The sequence below is a fragment of the Nonomuraea sp. NPDC049028 genome (assembly GCF_043197735.1).
Classification (GTDB): domain Bacteria; phylum Actinomycetota; class Actinomycetes; order Streptosporangiales; family Streptosporangiaceae; genus Nonomuraea.
Genome location: NZ_JBICTR010000005.1, coordinates 325,366 through 343,574, shown reverse-complemented (window position 1 = coordinate 343,574; position 18,209 = coordinate 325,366). Strand labels below are relative to the sequence as shown.

Genomic DNA, 18,209 nt, shown 5'->3' with positions numbered 1-18,209 from the left:
CGGCGGAAGGTGCGGCCGGCAGCCCTACGGCATGTGCCCGTGGGGCCCTACGGCATGCCGGGCGGCATGTGCCCGTGGAGCCGGGAGCGGACCTTCCCGCCTATGCCGCGATGGTGTCAGCGGTTGTTGTTCAGCAGGTGAAGGTTGACGTCCTGCAGGTTCGCGGTCGTCGGAACGTTCGTGTACTTGGCCGCGTCGCTCACCCCGGTGAGGTTGTCCAGGGTGCTGAGCTGGCTCAGCAAGGACGGGGCGCCGATGTAGGGGTTCGGGCCGACGTCGGCCGAAGCCGCAGAGACGCAGAAGCCGAGAGCGGCGCCCGCGATGGCTGCACCAGCGAGAATGCGACGGATCATGTTTGTTTCCTCCGTTTGATGGGCGCGGAATTCCCGGCGCCTTAGTCGTTTTGTGCAGGGCTGTGAAGGTGCCGCCAATAACAATCGCGGCAGCCGATCGATGTCGCAACCCAAAAACGCCTGCTCGCGGTCAAGGAGGCGCCTCGTTTTCTTGGCATTCGACTTTCCGAGCTCACCGGCCGGCGAACTGCATATGCGCTTGCCTCGTACACGGCTAAACGAGTTTCATTTATCCGCGCATCGAGAATGATTGGCTTATCGCGCGGGCCGGTTTAGCAAGGATCACCCCGGGCTTGGCACCACTACACCGAACGATGTAGCGCGACCGCCGCCCGTTGGGGGACGTCCGGGACGAATCCACCGATCAAGATGGGCCGGAGTCCGCGAATCCGGAGGTCGAGCGGTGGTCGAGATAACAAATCGGGTCATACGGCCGCGCGTACGCAAGGGCGTGCTCGTCGTTCACGTCATCGCGTCGGTCGCGTTGCTCGGCGAGGTGTGGGGGCTCGTCGTGCTGAACACCGTGGCGACGGTGACGGACGATCTCGGGCTCGCCCACGCGGCCTACCGGCTGATGCCGAGCCTGGTGTTCGCGGGCGGCATCCCGCTCAGCCTCACCGCGCTGGCCACCGGGATCACGCTCGGCCTGACCAGTCACTGGGGGCTGGCCCGCCACTACTGGGTGCTGGCCAAGCTGGTGCTGCTGGTGTCGGTCATCTGCCTGGGGATGTTCCTGTTCGACCCCGAGGGGATGGCCGCCGCGACCGAGGGCGCGACGCGGCCTGCCGAGGGCCGTCAGTGGGGACAGGTCGCGGTACTGGGCGGCCAGCTGGCCACGTTGCTGACCGCCACCACGCTGTCTGTGCTCAAGCCACGGGGACGGGTGCGATAAGTCCGCGCCCACAGCGGCGGGACACGTCCGATAAGTCCGCGCCCACAGCGGCGGGACGGGTCCGATAAGTCCGCCCCAAAGCTGCGGTAGCGGGTGCGATAGGAAATGGCCATGAATGATGATCTGCCGGAACTCGTGCGGGCGGCCCATGAGCGGGCGAAAGCGGCCGGGTTCGACTACTCCTGTGACCCGGACGTCGGGCGGCTGCTCGCCGTACTGGCCGCCCAGGTGCCGGAGGGTGGCCGGATTCTGGAGATCGGCACCGGCCTGGGGGCGGGGGTCGGGTGGCTGGTCAGCGGGCTGCGGCCGCGGACCGACGTCACGGTGACGACGATCGAGAGCGACCCCGAACGGGCCGGGCTCGCGGCCCAGGGCTGGCCGGAGTTCGTCGACCCGCGCGTCGGCGACGCGCTCGAGTCGCTGGCCGGGCTGGGCACCTTCGACCTGATCTTCGCCGACGCGGGTGCGGGCAAGCAGGTGGGGCTCGAACGGACGATCGCCGCGCTCAACCCCCGTGGCGTGCTGCTGGTGGACGACATGGTGCCCTACCCCGGGGTGACCTGGGAGGAGGAGTTCGTCCGCAGGCAGGAGGGTGTGCGACAGACCTTGCTGGACCACGATCGGCTGGTCGCGGTCGAGCTGGCGCACGGCTCCGGCGTCATCCTGGCGACGGCCCGCTGAACCATCCCAGAAACGGCGGTCGGCTCAGTCGCACCAGGGAGGAACTTGCGGACCTTGCGGGCGAACGGCTCAAGGTCGCCGCCCAGGTCCCACAGGTCCGCGCCGGGCAGGGCGAACGTGGGAGGATTAGCCCATGGCAGAGATCGTCGGAGGGGGACGTCCGGTCAACGACGCCGAGCGTCGGGTGATCTCATTCCTGCGCGACCACGCACCCGCCGACTGGCTGTTGCTGCACAACGTCGAGCTCCCGCGCGGCGACGACGTCTTCGAGGTGGACCTGCTCGTGCTGACCGGCCACTCGCTGGTCGTCGTCGACGTCAAGGGCACCCGTGGCCGGATCGAGGTGTCGGGCACGCGCTGGTTCCCGCCGCGCAGGGAGGCGTTCGGCTCTCCCGTGACGAAGCTGCGGGGCATCGCGAAGGCGCTGAAGGGGCTGCTGGTCTCCAAGGACACGCGGCTGGAGCGCGTCTACGTCGACAGCCTCGTGGTCCTCACCTCGCCCGACGCCGAGCTCGTCGACCCGGCCGGGCGCGACGCGGTCAACGTCACCACCCTCGATGGGCTGCTGGCCACGCTGAGCGACATCTCGCGGGTCAGGCGCGGGTGCAGTCACCGCATCAAGCCGTACCTCACCGGGATTCTCGACTCGCTCAACCAGACCGTACGCCGGAGCACCGCGCCGCCCAGGTTCGGCAACTGGGAGGTCGAGGAGCAGCTCGGCGGCGACGCGAAGGTGACCGAATACCGGGCCTTCAACGCGACACTCCCGGGCAGCGAGACCGTGCTGCTCCGGGTCTACCAGGCCGACCCGCTGGCCGATCAGGAGTCGCGGGCGGCCGAGCGGCAGCGGATCGCCAACGCCTATCAGACGCTGGCCCGCATCCCGCCACACCCGTGCGTGGTGCGCTCACGTGACTTCTTCGCCATCGACGACGAGAGCCGGTTCGTGCTGGTGCTCGACGACGTGCACGGCGAGGCGCTGCACCTGCGCCTGGGCAGCGGCGTACGACTCGGCGTGATCCAGGACATGCTGCGCGGCCTGGCCCACGCCCACGCCCACGGCGTCATCCATCGGGCGCTGACCCCGGCCTGCGTGCTGGTGACCGACGGGCACGCGGTGCTGACGGGGTTCGACTACGCCAAGCCGGGAGCGCGCAACTACACGGTCGCCCACGAGCTGGGCAACGTGCTCGACGCCCACTACGTGGCCCCCGAGTGCCACGAGCGGCCCGAGATGATGACGGCCGCCTCCGACGTCTACGCGGCCGGGGTGATCGCCTACCAGCTGCTCACCGGCGAGCTGCCGACCAGCTCCGACACTCAAGGGCCCGACGTTCCCGACGTGGTGCGCCGGATGCTGGACCACTCTCCCGCCAAGCGCCCGAGCGCGGCCGAGTCTCTTGAGGCGCTGGCTGGAATGCCGCAGCGATCCCGCCTCAAGCGATTTGTCCGTCGCATAGTGTCTGGATCATGACGAGTGAGCTCCGTCCCGTGACCGAGGACGATCTGCCCTTCCTCAACCGGCTGTTCAACGACCAGGAGAGCACGGGCCTCCATCAGTGGTACGGCTGGCAGGATCCCCACCGCCTCCGCCGGCGCTGGGAGGACAACGGGATGCTCAACGCCGACGGCGGCATGGTGTTGATCACCGAGGGCGAGGACCGCGTTGGTTTGATGACCTGGAGCAAGCAGATGACCTCCAGCATCTCCTACTGCTGGGATATGGGGCTCATCGTGGCGCCCGAGTTTCGCGGCAAGGGCCACGGCACGCGGGCCCAGCGGCTCCTGGTGCGCTACCTGTTCGACCATTCGCCGGTCAACCGGGTCCAGGCGTCGACCGAGGTGAGCAACCTGGCCGAGCAGCGCTCCCTGGAGAAGGCCGGGTTCACCAGGGAGGGCGTCCTGCGCGGATGTGCCTTCCGCGCAGGCGAGTGGCACGACGGCGTGCTGTACAGCGTGATCCGCGCGGACCTCGGCCCGCGGGGCTAGGCGGGCAGGCTGCGGCGCAGCACGGTGGCGTGGTTGAGATAGTCGAGTGCCAGCCCGGTGCGCCCGGCCGAGTGGTGCACCTCGCCCAGCATCTGCGTGCTCGACGCCTCCCCGCTCCGGTCTCCGAGTGCCTGGAAGATCTCCAGTGACCGCTCAAGCCCCGCGGAGGCCGGTGCCCACTCCCCACGGGCCGCCTGCAGCCCGGCGAGGCTCTGGAGGGCGTACGCGCCGCAGTGCCGGTCTCCGAGCGACTCGAAGATGTCGAGCGCGTGCCGGTGGAAGGACATGGCCTTGTGCAGGTTGCCCATCTGCAGGCAGACGCAGCCCTCGCGGTGGGCGTCGCCGAGCTCCTGAGCCAGCCGCATGGCCTGGCCCAGCGATTCCGATGCCAGGGCCAGGTCGCCCGACTTGAGGCAGACCCGGCCGATGGCCTGCCTGGCGAACGCCTCGCCGTGCGGGTCGTCCGCCGCCAGGAACATGGCCAGGGCGCGCTTGAAGTGCCCGAGCGACTGGGCGTGCCGGCCCCTGAACTGGCTCACCGCGCCGAGCCCGCAGATCGAGGTCGCCTCCGCCCGCAGGTCGCCGATGTCGTGGAAGAGCCGCCGGGATCGGGTGAAGTCCTCGACGGCCTCCTCGTACCGGTCCTGGTAGAGAGAGACCTGGGCCAGGCCGCGCAGCATGGCGGCCTCTCCGTACGTGTCGCCGGACGCGCGGGCGGCATCGAGAGCGACGGTGTGGGTACGCTCCCACGTGTCGAGATGGCAGTGCAGGTCCAAGTAGGGGACCATCGCGGCGGCCAGCCCCCAGGCCGACTCGGCCAGCCCGGCCTCCGCGGCGACGCTCACGGCCCCGACCAGCGTCTCGTGCTCGGCCTCGAACCACCCCAGCGGGTCGGAGGTCAGCCGGTCGAGCGTCTGCTCGGGCAGCCGCCAGCGCGGCGCCCTGGCGGCGGTGAGGCTGAAGACGGTGGTGGGCAGCCGGGCCATGGCGTGCTCGGTGGTCGCGGTCCAGGCGGCGAGCACCCTGGTCAGGCCGGTACGGTCGGAGCCGCGTTCGAGCGCGTGGCGGCGGATCAGATCGGGCACCCGGTAACGCGGCTGGCCCACCGGGTCGGTGCCGACCAGCTCCAGCAGGTTGACGTCCACCAGCAGGTCGGTGACGTCGTCGGCGCGGTGCCTGTCGAGGGCGGCGTCGATCACCCAGCCGGGCTGGGCCACGGCGCCCAGGAGGCCGAGCGTGCCCAGCGTACGGGCGGCTTCGTCGGGCAGGTGGCGGTAACTGCGGTCGAGGCAGACCCGCACCTCTTTCAGCTCGCTCAGCCGGTCGTCGTCCAGCCGCTGTCTGAGCACCGAGAGCGACCAGCCCGGCCGGCCCGCCAGGCGCGATCCGGCGCTGCGCACGGCCACCGGCAGGCGCCCGCACGCCTCCACGATCGCCAGGGCCGCCTCGTGCTCGCGGGACACCCGATCCGTGCCGATGATCCTGCCGAGCAGCGTCAGCGCGTCGTGCGCGGACAGCTCTCCGAGGTCGACCTGGATCGAGCCGGGTAACTCCGTGATCCGGCGCCGGCTGGTCACGATGACGGCGCAGTCGTTTCCGGGCAGCAGCGGCCGTACCTGGGCGGCGTCGAGCGCGTCGTCGAGCAGTACGAGCATCGGCTGCTTGGACAGCATCGACCGGAACAGCGCCGAGCGCTCGTGGATCGTCGGCGGCGGCGTCTCCACGCCGAGCGCCCGGAGCGCCTCGGCAAGCAGGTCGGCCGGCTCCCTGCCGTCGAGTTCGAGATAGAGCTGCCCGCCGGGGAAGGCGTCGCGCAGGCCGTGGGCGGCGTGTACGGCCAGCGCCGACTTCCCGGCCCCCGGCGAACCGGAGACGACCGCGATGGAGAAGGGCTTGGCCAGCAGGGCCAGCTGGTCGGCCCGACCGGTGAAGTCGGGCAGGTCCGGCGGCAGCTGCCGGGGCGCGACCGGTGGGGCCTCGTCGGCCAGGATCGACTCGTGGGCGCGACGCAGGTCGGCGCCCGGTTCCACGCCGAGCTCGTCCACCAGCTGGGCGCGGATCGTGGCGTAGGCCCGCAGCGCCTCGGCCTTGCGGCCGGCCCGGTTCAACGCCAGGACGAGACGGCTCCACAGGTCTTCCCGGTAGGGGTGCTCCACCAGCAGCCCGCGCAGCTGGGTGATCGCCCCGGCGTGGTCGCCGCTCTCGATCCGCTGGCCGATCAGCTCTTCGGCGGCGCGTAACCGTACCTCGTTGAGCGGTTCGAGGCGGCGGTCCCAGAGCGGGCTGCCCGGCAGGTCGGCCAGCGGCGCCCCGCGCCAGAGCGCGAGCGCGTCGGCGAAACGGGCCTGCGCGACCAGCTCCTCGAACGCCAGCAGGTCCAGCGCGCCGTCCGGTACGTCGATGGCGTAGCCGGAGCCGTCGCCGCGCAGGTACTCGGCGCCGAGGTCTGTCCGTAAGGAGCTGACATACGTGCGTAAGTTCGCCTGTGCGGAGCGTGGCGGGCGATCGTGCCAGAGCACCTCGACCAGCTGGTCGGCGCCGACGATACGGCCGCTGTCCAGCAACAACGTGGCTAGCAGGATCCTCGGCTTCTTGCCGGAGATCCGTACGGACCGTCCCGACGATCGGACTTCCAACGGCCCAAGAACATGAAAGGTGACCGACATGGTGCATCAGCTCCTCTTTAGAGGCCTGACCACCTTTTGTATCGGTTCTGGACGATTCTTGTGCGGCGAATGCCGACCCTAGTCCCACAGATCCCATCCGAAAAGGATCACAACTCCGGCAACTTCGCCTCCTACGCGGGCCCGGTGACCGCCGCGGCGGCCGGCGAGTGCGTCAAGTGGGGCGGCAAAGCCGGCGTCAGCGCATAGAACAGTCCCTCCGAGCATTGCGGGTCCTGATCATGATGAAGAAGCTCCTGTTAGCCGGTGTGCTCATCGTGGGCGCCCAGCAGGCGGTCCTGGTGGGCTCCGCCCAGGCGACCTCCGCGCAGGCGACCGCCGTCACCCTCTCGGCCGCCTTCGACAAGGCCGCCGCCACCTACGAGGTGCCGCGTGACCTGCTGGTCGCGCTCGGCTACGCGGAGACGCACCTCGACGGCCACGGCGGCGAGCCCAGCGCCAGCGGCGGCTACGGCGTGATGCACCTGGTCAGCAACCCCACCACGAAGGCGCTGGAGGACGCGGCCAAGATCACGTCCCAGACCGCGGCGAAGCTCAAGACCGACGACGCGGCCAACGTGCTCGGTGGCGCCGCCGTGCTGCGCGCCAAGGCCGACAAGCTCGGCCTGACCGCGGCCGAGCGCAAGGACCCCGCCAAGTGGTACGAGGCGGTCGCCGCGTACGGCGGCGCGGCCAACGCGAGCACCGCCCGGATCTACGCCGACGCCGTCTACGAGGTGCTGGCCAACGGCGTCAACACCGCGGGCGTGAAGGCCGCCGCGAAGGTCGTGGAGCCGGACCGCGGCAAGTACGACAACGCGGACCCGCGCACGCTCGCGGCCACCACCGACTACCCCGGTGCCCTGTGGGCCGCGGCCAGCTCGTCGAACTACGCCGTGTCCAACCGGCCCACCGACGAGAAGATCGACCGGATCATCATCCACGTGACCCAGGGCTCGTACGCGGGCACGATCTCGTGGTTCCAGAACTCCGCCGCCAAGGTGTCGGCCCACTACGTGGTGCGCTCCTCCGACGGGCAGATCACGCAGATGGTGCGGGAGAAGAACCGCGCCTTCCACGCCGGTGTCAGCTCCTACAACCACCGCTCGGTCGGCATCGAGCACGAGGGCTTCATCAACGACGCCTCGTGGTTCACCGACCAGATGTACCGCTCGTCGGCCGCGCTGACCAGGAACATCGCCGACCGGTACGGCATCCCGAAGGACCGCAGCCACATCATCGGCCACGTCGAGGTGCCCGGCTCGGACCACACCGACCCCGGTTCGCACTGGGACTGGAACAAGTACATGAGCTACGTCGGCGGCGGCTCCGGCGGCGGCACCAACCCGTACACGGCGGAGAAGGTCTGCGGCACCGGCTACAAGGTGATCGACTCGCAGGCCCTCGGCACCTCGGGCACGGTCTACCTGCTCTACAACAGCACCAACGCCAACAACTGCGTCGCCACGCTGAAGAAGACCTCGCTCGGCAAGGCCAGCGCGGCCAGCGCGTTCCTGCAGGTGGCCGGCAAGACGAAGGTCAGCGACTCGGGCAGCTTCACCTACTACGCGGGTCCCGTCAGGGCGGCCGCGGAGGACAAGTGCGTGAAGTGGGGCGGCTCGGTCGGCACGGCGACCTACGAGAGCCCTTCCGAGCACTGCGGCTGATCCCCCTCGGCTGCGGTGCGACGGCCCTGACATCCCCTCCGGTGTCAGGGCCGTTTTATTTGGTTTCGAGTACGTCGAGGATGTCCACGACGTACAGGAGGGGACGGCCCGCCTCCTCGGCGGGGAAGGCGACGCGGGCGCCCACGCGCTGGCCGGCCAGACCGGCCACCCAGCCGGGCGGCGCCGCCTCCGGCCCGAGCGTGAAGGCGCTGGGGCCGCCGCGCAGGTACGACGAGTCGACGACCCGGCGGCCCGGCCACTCCACCGCGACGTACTGGACGATGACCTTCGCGCCCGCCCGCACCGCGGGGCCGGAGCCGCCGATGAGGACGCGGGGCGCGCGGTCGTTCGGTACGTCCGGCAGGGTCCGTCCGACGAGGCGGGCGTCCGGTGGGTAACCGCCCAGGATGTCGAAGACCAGCACCAGCGTCTCGGCCGGGCGGGTCCCGCCGAGCGGCGGCCCGGGGCCGTACGAGAGGGCCGCGGGACCGACGAGCATGACCCGGCTGCCCGCCGACCGGCCGATGAGCGCCTCGCGCCAGGAGTCCGGCACGTGCCGCCCGTCGAAAAGGACCCTGGCGGGCCGATGGTCGTCGTACGTGTTCGTGTACGGCAGATTGCCCGACCACCGGCGGACCTCGACGTCCGCCAGCACCACGTCACCCGGCATGGTCGGCCGCCCGCTGCCCACCGACAGCACCGTCACCCGCGGCAGGGGATCCGGCACGCCGTCCGGGATCGTGATGACCGGCCGAACGCCGAAGGCCCCCGTCACGACCGGCAGCGGGCCCTGCCCGATCGGCCCGCAGGCGGCGAGGAGCACGAACACGAGCACGCCGAGCCAGAGCAAGCGCACCGATTCCCCCCATATCCTGATCCGCCTGACTACTTACCTGGACCGGCACGAGGAATGCGTCCGACCGGGCCATCTCCCGGCAAAGGCGCGGGAGACTGGAGCGATGAGCAAGCCGAATCTGGCCCGCAGGGTCGCGGACGCCGCCGAGATCGCGCTGGCCAGCCGTAAATACGTGACGTTCATCGACGTGGTGACCGGCCTGCGCTGGGTGCAGTCGCGGCACGTCGACACCTGGCGGCAGGGCCGCGCGGCCACGCTGGCCGAGCTGGCGCCTGTCGACGACGACCGGCTGGTCATGGCCGCCGCGCTGCTGAAGGACTGGGCGACCGCCAAAGGGCTCCGGCCGGTGGAGACCCCCTACGTCTCCGGCAGCCGCGACCGCCGCGAGCTGCGCTTCACCGCCGACCACGGGCAAGAGGCGTTCCGCGTCCACTGGCTTTCCCCCGACCTCAGCGAGGCTCGGGTGCGGCAGCTCACCGAGCGGCAGAGCAAGGCGCCCGACCTGGTGGTGGTGGCCCCGCTCAACGCCTGGACGTGCGCGACCTGCGGCGACACGGGCCCTTATCTGATCATGGAAGAGGACGAGCCCCACTGCCTGACCTGCGCGGACATGGACCATCTGGTCTTCCTGCCGTCGGGCAACGCGGCCCTCAGCCGCCGGGCGAAGCAGGAGAGCGGCCTGTCGGCGGTGGTCGTTCAGTACAACCGGCGGCGCAAGGTCTACCAGCGCCAGGGGCTGCTGGTCGAGGAGCAGGCGAGGGCGGCGGCGGAGGAACGCTGCCTGGCCGACGAGGAGGTGCGGCTGCGCCGCCGCGAGCGCGACCGGGAGCGCCGGGCGGACCAGGACGTCGAATACCAGGCGCGGATGGCGGCCGAGATCGCCCGGCTCTTCCCCGGCTGCCCGCCCGCGCGGGCCCAGGAAGTGGCCGCCCACGCCGGTCAGCGCGGCAGCGGCCGGGTCGGGCGCACGGCGGCGGCCAAGGTGCTCGACGAGAACGCGATCACGCTGGCCGTGGTGGCCTCGATCCGCCACCTCGACACCGACTACGACCAGTTGCTCATGTCGGGGGTGCCGCGCATGGAGGCCCGCGAGCTGATCAGGGACCGGATCGACGCCAAGCTGGCCGAGTTCCGGCGCGTTGGGTAGCGTCCGTAGGCATGGATGACTGGCAGGACGTACGGGAGCGACTGCGGGTGTTCGCGCTCGGGCTGCCGGAGACGCACGAGGACCATCCGTGGGGCGAGACAGTCGTCAAGGTGAACAAGAAGGTGTTCGTCTTTCTCGGCATGGACGAGCAGAGCGAGAAGTGGGACCCGTCCTTCACCGTGAAGCTGCTGTCCGAGGCGCGCGGCCACGCGCTGACCGTCGAGGGAGCCGCCCCCAGCGGCTACGGGCTGGGCAAGGCCGGGTGGGTGTCGGTGCCGTTCCTGGCCGAGCTGCCCGAGACCGAGGTGCTGCTCGACTGGGTCGAGGAGAGCTACCGGGCTATCGCGCCGAAGCGGGCGATCAAGGTGCTCGACGGCGAGACCTGATCACCCGCGCCTGCCTCACTTGGAGAAGGCCGCCAGGGCGATGGCGAGGGCGCGCTGGTTCTGGCCGGAGCTCTTGGCGTCGGTGGAGTTGACCGAGTAGACGAGCGTGCGGCTCAGGTCGCGGGTGGCGCCGATGCCGGCCGCGCTGCCCCACCTGGCGCCGGTCTTGCCGTACGCCACGAGGCCGCCGGGCAGCTCCATCCTGGCCAGGCCCGAGGTGTAGACGGCGTCGCCCTTGCCGCCGTACGCCTTCACCGGCGGCACCGTGAACATCGGCTCCAGCTGCGCGGCGGGCACGACCTTGCCGCTGAACAGCGCCTTGACGAACTTCTCCAGGTCCGCGGTGGTGGAGATGAGGTCACCCGAGGCCCAGGTCGAGGTGACGCTGGTCGTGGTCATGTTCACCAGGTAGCCCGCGCCGTACTTGATCGCGTCGGGAAAGCCCTGGGGCACGGTCTGGTAGCCCTGGTTGTGCCTGCCCCGGATGCGGACCGAGGTGCCCGGCAGGTAACTGTCGGTCATGCCGACGGGCCGCAGGATCCTGGTCGTCACCTCGTGCTCGTACGAACGCCCGGTGATCTTCTCGATGAGCAGGCCGGCGACGAAGGTGTTGGTGTTCAGGTAGTGCTGCTGGCTGCCGGGCGTGAACTCGATCGGGTTCTCCACCGCCTTGGCGACGTACTCCTCGGGCGTCCACTTCTCGAACCGGGTGGCGTAGATGTCGGCGAAGTCATCGCTCACCTTGGGCGCGGGCAGCCCGCTGGTGTGGTTGAGCAGCTGGCCGACCTTGATCGCCGGGTAGTCGGCGGGCAGCAGGCCGGGCAGGTACTCCTGGACCGTGCCGCCGAGCGACAGCTTGCCCTCGGCGACGAGCTGGAGCACCACCGACACCGTGAAGGTCTTGGTGACGCTGCCCGCCCGGAACCGGGCCCCGGCCTTGGCGGGCCGCTTCGTCCGCAGGTCCGTCACGCCGGACACGCCCTGCCACGAGCCCGCCGAGCCGCTCACCCGTACGTCGGCCGCAGTGGCGTCGGCGGCGGGCAGGCCCTCGATGCTCTTCCGCAACGCCGCCGCGTTGATGGGCGGCACCCCCACCTCAGCCGCGGCCTGTGTACCCATGAAGGCCCCGGCTGTGAGGGCGGCCGAAAGGACGAGAGCGGCGGCATAGGTGCGCTTCATGGGATATCTCCAGGTGAGAGGCGGTAATTCGACTGCCTCAATCCTGTCGATCGCGCCCTCCGGCCGGATCGCCGACGCAGGCGATCTTCCGCCTCACTCCCGAGAGGGAGGCACTCGGCCGCTCAGGTGACTCGCTCAGGTGACTCGCTCAGGTGACTCGCTCAGGTGACCGCGAGCCGCTGGGCGTACTTCTCCTCCCGCCAGAGCTCCTTCTCCAGCACCTCGGCCAGGACGGCGGCGGCGTCGTACACGTCCACGAACCGGGTGTACAGCGGCGCGAAGCCGAAGCGGAGGATGTCGGGCGCGCGGAAGTCGCCGTGCACGCCCCGGTCGATGAGCGCGCGCATCACCGGATAGCCGTCGGGGTGGTAGAAGCTGACCTGGCTGCCCCGCTCGGCGGCCGCGCGCGGCGAGGCCAGCTCCAGCGAGTCGCCGACCAGGTCGATGAAGAGTGAGGTCAGCGCGACGCTCTTGGCCCGGACCTGGCGCATCGGCACCCGCTCCCACACGTCGAGCGCCGCCTCCAGCGCCGCGAACGACAGCACGTGCGGGGTGCCGACCGCGAACCTCCTGATCCCCTCGGCCGGCCGGAAGTCCCGCTCGAACGCGAACGGCTCCGCGTGGCCGTGCCAGCCGGACAGGATGTTCTCGGCGTCGGCCTGGTGGCGCGGGTTCACGTAGAGGAACGCGGGCGCGCCGGGACCGGCGTTGAGGTACTTGTAGGTGCAGCCGACCGCGAAGTCGGCCATCGAGACGTCCACCTCCATGGCGCCGACGCTGTGGCACACGTCCCACACCATCAGCGCCCCGGCCGCGTGCACCCGCTCGGTCACCGCGGCCACGTCGTGGCGGGCGCCGGTGCGGTAGTCGACCTCGGACAGCAGCACCACGGCCGCGTCGTCGAACCGGCCCTCGGCGAAGTCGCGGACCTCGTAGCCCAGTGTCCTGGCCAGCCCTTGGACCATGTAGTGGTCGGTGGGGAAGTTCCGTACGTCGGAGACGATCACCCGCCGGTCGGGCCGGAGCCGCGTCGCGGCCGCGACCGCCTGATAGATGGCGATCGAGGTGGTGTTGCCCACCACGACCTGGCCGGGGCCCGCACCGATGAGCGGGGCCAGCCGGTCGCCCGTGGTGAGCGGCTGGGCGTACCATCCCGCGTGGTTCCACCCGCCGACGAGGTGCCCGCCCCACTCGTCCTCGACGGCCTGCCGGACCCGTTCGGAGGTACGGCGGGGCAGCGCGCCGAGCGAGTTGCCCACCAGGTAGACGACGCCCTCGGGCAGCACGAACTCGTCCCTGAAGTCCCGCAGCGGATCCTCGGCGTCCAGGGCGAGGCAGCGGTCGCGATCCAGCACGCGATTACTTCCTTTCTGGGGGAATCGTGGCGATTACCCGATTGATTCCATTTTCATACCTACGCACGTACCAGTTCTGCACCGGATTGTGCGTCGTGGGGTCGAGCCGGAACGTGCCGCGCGGGCTCGCCAGGTCGCCCACCCGGCCGAGCGCCGTGGACAGGTCGCCACCCAGCGCGGCCGCCCGGTCGATGAGCCGCATGGCGTCCCAGCTCTGCAGCGCCACGGCCGACGGGTTCCGGCCCGTCTTGGCCTTCCAGGTGGCCACGAAGGCGGCGTTCTCGGGCGTGGTGAGCGCCGGTGAGTAGAGTCCGACGCTGGTCATCCCCTCGGCGTCGGCCCCGATGGCTTCGAGCACGTCCTCGTCGGCGAGGTTCTGGCAGGCCAGCAGGTCGATCTTGGTGTCATAGCCGAGCTGCTTGAAGGTCTTGGCGAACGTGACCGCCTCGCCGCCCGCGTAGAAGGCGTACAGGAGCTTGGCGTCCGGCGGGATGCGCTTGAAATAGGGCGTCAGATCCTCGCTCTTGCCGTACGGGGTGAGGATGCGCTTGAGCGGCTTGACCCCGTAGCCCTCGGTGAAGCCGTCGAGCGTCTCGGTGCCCCCCGAGTAGTCGGAGGCCATCAGCACGACCCCCGCCTTGCCGTACCGCTCGGCGGCGTACCTGCCCGCCGCGTAGCCGTGCGCGTGGTTGGTGAACGAGACCCGGAAGACGCCGGGCCCGCCCAGCTCGTCGGCGCCGGCGTTAGCGATCACCACCGGCGTGCCGGCCGCCTCCTTGACCACCGACACAGCGACCGGCGAGGCGAGCAGACCGGTGATCACGCTCACCCGATCGCGCGCGATGAGCGACCTGGCCTGCTGCTGCCCCTTCTCCGGGTTGCCCGCGTCGTCGGCGACGACCAGCGTGGCCGGTCTGCCGCCCAGCTTGCCACCGTGCTGGTCCAGGTAGAGGCGCATGGCCGCCTCCATGTCGTCGCCGAGCACGGCGTAGACCCCGGTCTGCGAGATGATCGCGCCGACCTTGAGCGTGGGATCCGGCTCCGACTCCAGCGTGGGCGAGACACCGCAGCCCGCCGCCATCAGCACCACCGCCAGTCCGAGGAGTGGCCCGCGCACCGGCGCTCCCCTCAAGCCCCGGGCCGGGAAGGACTCGGCAGCGCCCCCGGCTTCAAGACGGCGCGCGGCTTCATGAGGAGAACACCGCGCGGACCGACCCCAGGCCGTCGACGTGCGCCTCGAAGTCGTCGCCCGGCCCGATCGGCACGATGGGCCCGAGCGAGCCGGTCAGCACCACGTCTCCGGCCCGCAGCGCGCGGTCGGTCCGGCCGACCCGGCTCGCCAGCCATACGGCCGCGTTGAGCGGATGGCCCAGGCAGGCGGCGCCGGAGCCGGCCGAGACCTCCTGGCCGCCGCGCGTCATCGTCATCGCGGCCCCCCGCAGATCCAGGCCCATCAGGGAGACCGGCGTGTTGCCCAGCACGTACGCGCCCGCGGAGGCGTTGTCGGCGATCGTGTCGGCCAGCGTGATGTCCCAGTCGGCGATGCGGGAGTCCGCGATCTCGATGGCCACCAGCGCGAACTCCACCGCCCTGATCACCTCGGCCGCCGTGAAAGGCCCGCCGACCAGGTCACGGCCGAACACCAGCGCGACCTCCGCCTCGGCCCGCGGCTGCAGAAATCGCTCCACCGGGATAGGAAGCCCATCGAGGTAGGCCATGTCCGCGAAAAGCATGCCGAAGTCTGGCTCGTCGATGCCGAACTGCTTCTGCATCAGCGGGTTGGTGACACCCACTTTCCTGCCGACCACCCGCCGCCCCGCCTCCAGCGCCCGCCGCGTGTTGATCTCCTGTACGGCGTAGCCCTCGGCGGCGGTGCTGACCATGTCTCTGACGGGAGCGCACGGCTTGCCCGAGCGCGCGGCCTCGGCCAACCGGTCGGCCGCGTGGGCACGGGCGTCTACCGCCGCTGACCATTCGTCCTGCATCAGGCTGCTCCTTGGGTAGGCCGTGGAATGTCTCTAGCATCGTCTCCTCCGGCGGCTCCAGGCGCCATGCCGTACATAGCCGATCTGTGCCACACCGGCCCGTCTTGCTGCACAACTACCCGCGGATCGCCATCCTTGACTCCATGCAGAAGCGCACAGAACGCATCACGGCCCACGACGGCTCCTTCGACGTCCACGTCTGGCTGCCCGACAGCGGCAGCGGGCCCGGCATCCTGCTCATCCAGGAGATCTACGGCGTCGGGCCGTACATCGCGAAGGTGGCGGAGGAGCTGGCCGACCTCGGCTACGTGGTGGCCGCGCCCGACCTGTTCTGGCGGCTCCAGCCCAACTGGATCGGCGAGCACACCCCCGAGGGCACGGCCGCCTCGATCGAACTGGCCGGGCGCTTCGACGTCCCGCAGGCCGTGGCCGACTGCGCGCTCACCCTCGCCCGGCTGCGCGAACTGCCCGAGGTGAGCGGCGGCTGCGGGGCGCTCGGGTTCTGCCTGGGCGGCTCGCTCGCGTTCATGCTGGCCACCCAGACCGAGCTCGACGCCGTACTGTCCTTCTACGGCTCGGCCGTGCCCGAGGCGGCCGGGTTGATGGAGCGCATCAGCTCGCCTCTGCTGCTGGTGTTCGGCGGCAGCGATCCGTACATCCCGCGCGACCAGGTGGCCACGGTCGAACAGGCCGCGGCGGGCCGGGCCAACGTGCTCATGCACGTCGAGGAGGAGGCCGGGCACGCCTTCCACAACAGCGAGTCGCCGATGTTCCACCAACCGGAGCCCGCCGCACGGGCCTGGCAGGTCGCGCTCGCCTTCCTCGCCGACCACTTGCCCGCGCGCTCGTAGGCACCTATCCCGAGGGACAGGTTCCCGTACCTCGGGACGGCCGCCATCATGGTCCGATGGCTCGGACGTGGGATTTGTGGGGAACCGTCATTATTGCTGGTACCTTTGCGCTGCCATTGGCCGTACTGGCAATCTTGCTCCTCGCCCGTCACCGCGCCCGAGCGGGCCATCCGGCACCCGTGCGCACCGCCCTGGCCGACATCGGAATCGCCGTCGGAACGGCCCCCTGGGTGTGGATGATCCTCACTCCGGCAAGCGGTCAGAGCGGAGTCAGTCTCGTGCCGTTCAGGGACCTCGCCGACGTGCTCAGCGCCCCTTGGGAGACCGTGTTGGTGCAGGTGGGAGGCAATCTGCTGGTTTTCGCGGCGCTCGGCGCGCTGCTGCCCGTACGCACCGCGCGGCTGGCGTCGACGGCCCGCGTCGCCGCCGTCGCGGCCGTCGCGTCGATCACCGTGGAGGCCCTCCAGTACGGCCTGCGGCTGGGCCGTCTCTCCTCCATCGACGACGTGATCGTCAACACCGTGGGAGCCGTGCTCGCCGCGCTGATTACTCGCCGCTGGTGGGCGAGCCGAGTAGTGGCCGGGACCGTTCCAAGATAACGGTCCGCTGAAACCCCACCGACTTCACCACATGGGCATGATTCGCTCAAAAGAAGCTCGCGACCATCCCCCTTATCTGTGCGATCGTGGACAAGACGGGGCAAGTTCTCTGGAGACGCCATACGGGTTGGTGACAGAGGGTGGTCGAACGTGTCTGAAGTCCCGGTATCCCACGAACCCCCGATCTATCGACGCATCGCCGACGGTCTCCGCTCCCGGATCCTGTCCGGCGAACTGCGCGACGGGGATCGGCTACCGGGCGAGAACACGCTCATGGCCGACTACGGGATCGCCCGCGCCACCGCCAGGCAGGCGCTCGCCGTACTGATCAACGAGGGGCTGGCGGTACCGAAGCGAGGCTCGGGGGTCTACGTGCGACTGTTCAAACCGATACGCCGGCACGGCTCACGCCGGCTCTCCCGTGAGCAATGGGGTCAGGGCCGCACCATCTGGGACGCCGACACCCGCGGCCGGCCCTTCACCGTGGACGAGGTGGAGGTGGCGCGCGAGCGGGCGCGCGAGGAGGTCGCGGGCGTCCTCGAAAGCGGCGAGGTGTGGGTACGGCGGCGCCGCTACTCGGTCGACGCCCGGCCCGTGCAACTGGCCACGTCGTACTTCCCGGCCGGCCTGGTCGATGGCAGCGCCATCACCGCTCCCGACACGGGACCGGGCGGCGTGTACGCGCGGCTGCGCGATCTCGGCCTGCCACCCGCCCACTTCACCGAAGAAGTGCGCGCCAGGATGCCGGGACCGCGTGAGACCGGGCTGCTCGACCTGCCCGGCGGCACTCCGGTGATCGTGATCACCCGGACCGCCTACACCGCGAACGGCCAGCCCGTCGAGCTCAACGAGATGGTGCTGGACTCGGCGGCGTACGTACTTCAGTACGACTTCGACGCCTAGGTCAAGCAGAAATGTCAAGCGATAGGTTGACCTGTCCCTTGCGATCATTGCCTTCTCTAGAGATGTGACGCAGGCTTCAAGGAGATGGAACCTGCGCGGGTCCCGGAGGGATGATCAGATGTCCTTTGATCGGCATCTAGCCGACATCGCCCGGGAGTTCGCGCTGTGGACCATCTGGCGGAGCGACGCCGGCCGTTGGTGGGCCACGCGACATCACCCGCTCAGCGCCGCGCAGCGCGAGGCCGGGTGTGCGATGACCATCGACGCCGACGACCCGGAGAGCCTGCGCGAGCAACTCCGGGACCAGGAGAGCAGGGCCGACGAGCACGAGCCGCGAGCCGGTCCCGCGCCTCCGTGACAGCGTCGCGACGGACCGCTCCGGCGGTGCGCCGCGGACGCTCGCGAGCAGCCCGGTGCCGGGTCCAGCGACTCGGCGGCCCCGGCACCGGGCCCCCATAGGGGCCACGATCGCGGAAGCCTCCGACCCGATCGGGGGCGGGGGCTTCCGCCCGTGGGACGTGAAAAGGGCCCCGCCACATCGGGCGGGGCCCTTCGAGTTCGCCGGGCATCCGTTCTACCGCTCCCCCGTGGGGACCCCAGCCACTGTCTTCCGCCCCTGGAGGGGCATCCCTCCCAAGGGACCCCGGCCACCACGGGCCGTCACACCCGATCGAGACGGTCATGTGACGGACCGTGGTCACCG

The 18,209-nt window shown here is 70.4% G+C and carries 19 protein-coding genes; 12 read left to right on the top strand and 7 right to left on the bottom strand.

Features of this window, described 5'->3' with window-relative positions:
• Positions 1-116: 116 nt before the first annotated feature.
• Positions 117-353, bottom strand: coding sequence for a hypothetical protein (locus ACGFJ2_RS21155; protein WP_358176144.1), 237 nt, complete (start codon positions 351-353; stop codon positions 117-119).
• A gap of 403 nt (positions 354-756) precedes the next feature.
• On the opposite strand from ACGFJ2_RS21155, the gene ACGFJ2_RS21150 reads away from it, so the two are divergent.
• From ACGFJ2_RS21150 to ACGFJ2_RS21135, 4 genes are all read left to right on the top strand, one after another.
• Positions 757-1,245 carry a hypothetical protein gene (locus ACGFJ2_RS21150; RefSeq protein ID WP_393470612.1) on the top strand — a complete coding sequence of 163 codons (489 nt, stop codon included), beginning with the start codon at positions 757-759 and terminating at the stop codon, positions 1,243-1,245.
• A 111-nt stretch (positions 1,246-1,356) separates the two neighbouring features.
• Complete coding sequence (locus ACGFJ2_RS21145; protein WP_393470609.1) at positions 1,357-1,926, top strand: O-methyltransferase; 570 nt, start codon at positions 1,357-1,359, stop codon at positions 1,924-1,926.
• A 133-nt stretch (positions 1,927-2,059) separates the two neighbouring features.
• A complete protein-coding gene (locus ACGFJ2_RS21140) occupies positions 2,060-3,400 on the top strand; it encodes an NERD domain-containing protein (protein ID WP_393470606.1) in 1,341 nt (446 codons plus the stop codon).
• Positions 3,397-3,915: a GNAT family N-acetyltransferase gene (locus tag ACGFJ2_RS21135; protein ID WP_393470603.1), complete on the top strand. Its 519-nt coding sequence runs from the start codon at positions 3,397-3,399 to the stop codon at positions 3,913-3,915. The genes ACGFJ2_RS21140 and ACGFJ2_RS21135 overlap by 4 nt, the downstream gene beginning before the upstream one ends.
• Here ACGFJ2_RS21135 and ACGFJ2_RS21130 read toward each other — a convergent pair.
• A complete protein-coding gene (locus ACGFJ2_RS21130) occupies positions 3,912-6,551 on the bottom strand; it encodes a BTAD domain-containing putative transcriptional regulator (protein WP_358176153.1) in 2,640 nt (879 codons plus the stop codon). The genes ACGFJ2_RS21135 and ACGFJ2_RS21130 overlap by 4 nt on opposite strands.
• A gap of 99 nt (positions 6,552-6,650) precedes the next feature.
• Here ACGFJ2_RS21130 and ACGFJ2_RS21125 point away from each other — a divergent pair, with 99 nt between their 5' ends.
• Positions 6,651-6,788 (top strand): hypothetical protein, encoded by a 138-nt coding sequence (locus tag ACGFJ2_RS21125; RefSeq protein WP_357938874.1) that lies wholly within the window; start codon positions 6,651-6,653, stop codon positions 6,786-6,788.
• 32 nt (positions 6,789-6,820) lie between these two features.
• Entirely contained in the window at positions 6,821-8,245 is a 1,425-nt protein-coding gene (locus ACGFJ2_RS21120; RefSeq protein WP_357938872.1) for an N-acetylmuramoyl-L-alanine amidase, read from the top strand.
• 55 nt (positions 8,246-8,300) lie between these two features.
• Here the strand turns inward: ACGFJ2_RS21120 and ACGFJ2_RS21115 are convergent, their stop codons facing one another.
• Positions 8,301-9,101, bottom strand: coding sequence for an FKBP-type peptidyl-prolyl cis-trans isomerase (locus ACGFJ2_RS21115; protein WP_393470598.1), 801 nt, complete (start codon positions 9,099-9,101; stop codon positions 8,301-8,303).
• A gap of 103 nt (positions 9,102-9,204) precedes the next feature.
• Here ACGFJ2_RS21115 and ACGFJ2_RS21110 point away from each other — a divergent pair, with 103 nt between their 5' ends.
• Positions 9,205-10,248, top strand: coding sequence for a DUF2293 domain-containing protein (locus tag ACGFJ2_RS21110; RefSeq protein ID WP_357938868.1), 1,044 nt, complete (start codon positions 9,205-9,207; stop codon positions 10,246-10,248).
• 11 nt (positions 10,249-10,259) lie between these two features.
• On the top strand, positions 10,260-10,634 hold the full coding sequence (locus tag ACGFJ2_RS21105) for an MmcQ/YjbR family DNA-binding protein (protein WP_357938866.1): 375 nt from the start codon (positions 10,260-10,262) through the stop codon (positions 10,632-10,634).
• Between the two features lie 15 nt (positions 10,635-10,649).
• On the opposite strand, the gene ACGFJ2_RS21100 is transcribed toward ACGFJ2_RS21105, so the two are convergent.
• The 4 genes from ACGFJ2_RS21100 to ACGFJ2_RS21085 all read right to left on the bottom strand — a co-directional run bounded on the left by ACGFJ2_RS21100 (position 10,650) and on the right by ACGFJ2_RS21085 (position 15,153).
• Complete coding sequence (locus ACGFJ2_RS21100) at positions 10,650-11,813, bottom strand: serine hydrolase domain-containing protein (protein ID WP_393470594.1); 1,164 nt, start codon at positions 11,811-11,813, stop codon at positions 10,650-10,652.
• A gap of 161 nt (positions 11,814-11,974) precedes the next feature.
• Positions 11,975-13,168: a kynureninase gene (gene kynU / locus ACGFJ2_RS21095; RefSeq protein WP_393470591.1), complete on the bottom strand. Its 1,194-nt coding sequence runs from the start codon at positions 13,166-13,168 to the stop codon at positions 11,975-11,977.
• 4 nt (positions 13,169-13,172) lie between these two features.
• Complete coding sequence (locus ACGFJ2_RS21090; RefSeq protein ID WP_393470588.1) at positions 13,173-14,285, bottom strand: ABC transporter substrate-binding protein; 1,113 nt, start codon at positions 14,283-14,285, stop codon at positions 13,173-13,175.
• A gap of 70 nt (positions 14,286-14,355) precedes the next feature.
• Positions 14,356-15,153, bottom strand: a complete 798-nt coding sequence (locus ACGFJ2_RS21085; protein WP_393470585.1) for a 2-keto-4-pentenoate hydratase — start codon at positions 15,151-15,153, stop codon at positions 14,356-14,358.
• A 143-nt stretch (positions 15,154-15,296) separates the two neighbouring features.
• Here ACGFJ2_RS21085 and ACGFJ2_RS21080 point away from each other — a divergent pair, with 143 nt between their 5' ends.
• The 4 genes from ACGFJ2_RS21080 (at position 15,297) to ACGFJ2_RS21065 (ending at position 17,864) form a co-directional block, all read left to right on the top strand.
• Complete coding sequence (locus ACGFJ2_RS21080; RefSeq protein WP_393470582.1) at positions 15,297-16,004, top strand: dienelactone hydrolase family protein; 708 nt, start codon at positions 15,297-15,299, stop codon at positions 16,002-16,004.
• A 179-nt stretch (positions 16,005-16,183) separates the two neighbouring features.
• A complete protein-coding gene (locus ACGFJ2_RS21075; RefSeq protein WP_358176170.1) occupies positions 16,184-16,603 on the top strand; it encodes a VanZ family protein in 420 nt (139 codons plus the stop codon).
• A gap of 150 nt (positions 16,604-16,753) precedes the next feature.
• Positions 16,754-17,506: a GntR family transcriptional regulator gene (locus tag ACGFJ2_RS21070; protein WP_393470579.1), complete on the top strand. Its 753-nt coding sequence runs from the start codon at positions 16,754-16,756 to the stop codon at positions 17,504-17,506.
• Between the two features lie 118 nt (positions 17,507-17,624).
• Positions 17,625-17,864, top strand: a complete 240-nt coding sequence (locus ACGFJ2_RS21065; protein ID WP_357938852.1) for a hypothetical protein — start codon at positions 17,625-17,627, stop codon at positions 17,862-17,864.
• The last annotated feature ends 345 nt before the right edge of the window (positions 17,865-18,209 follow it).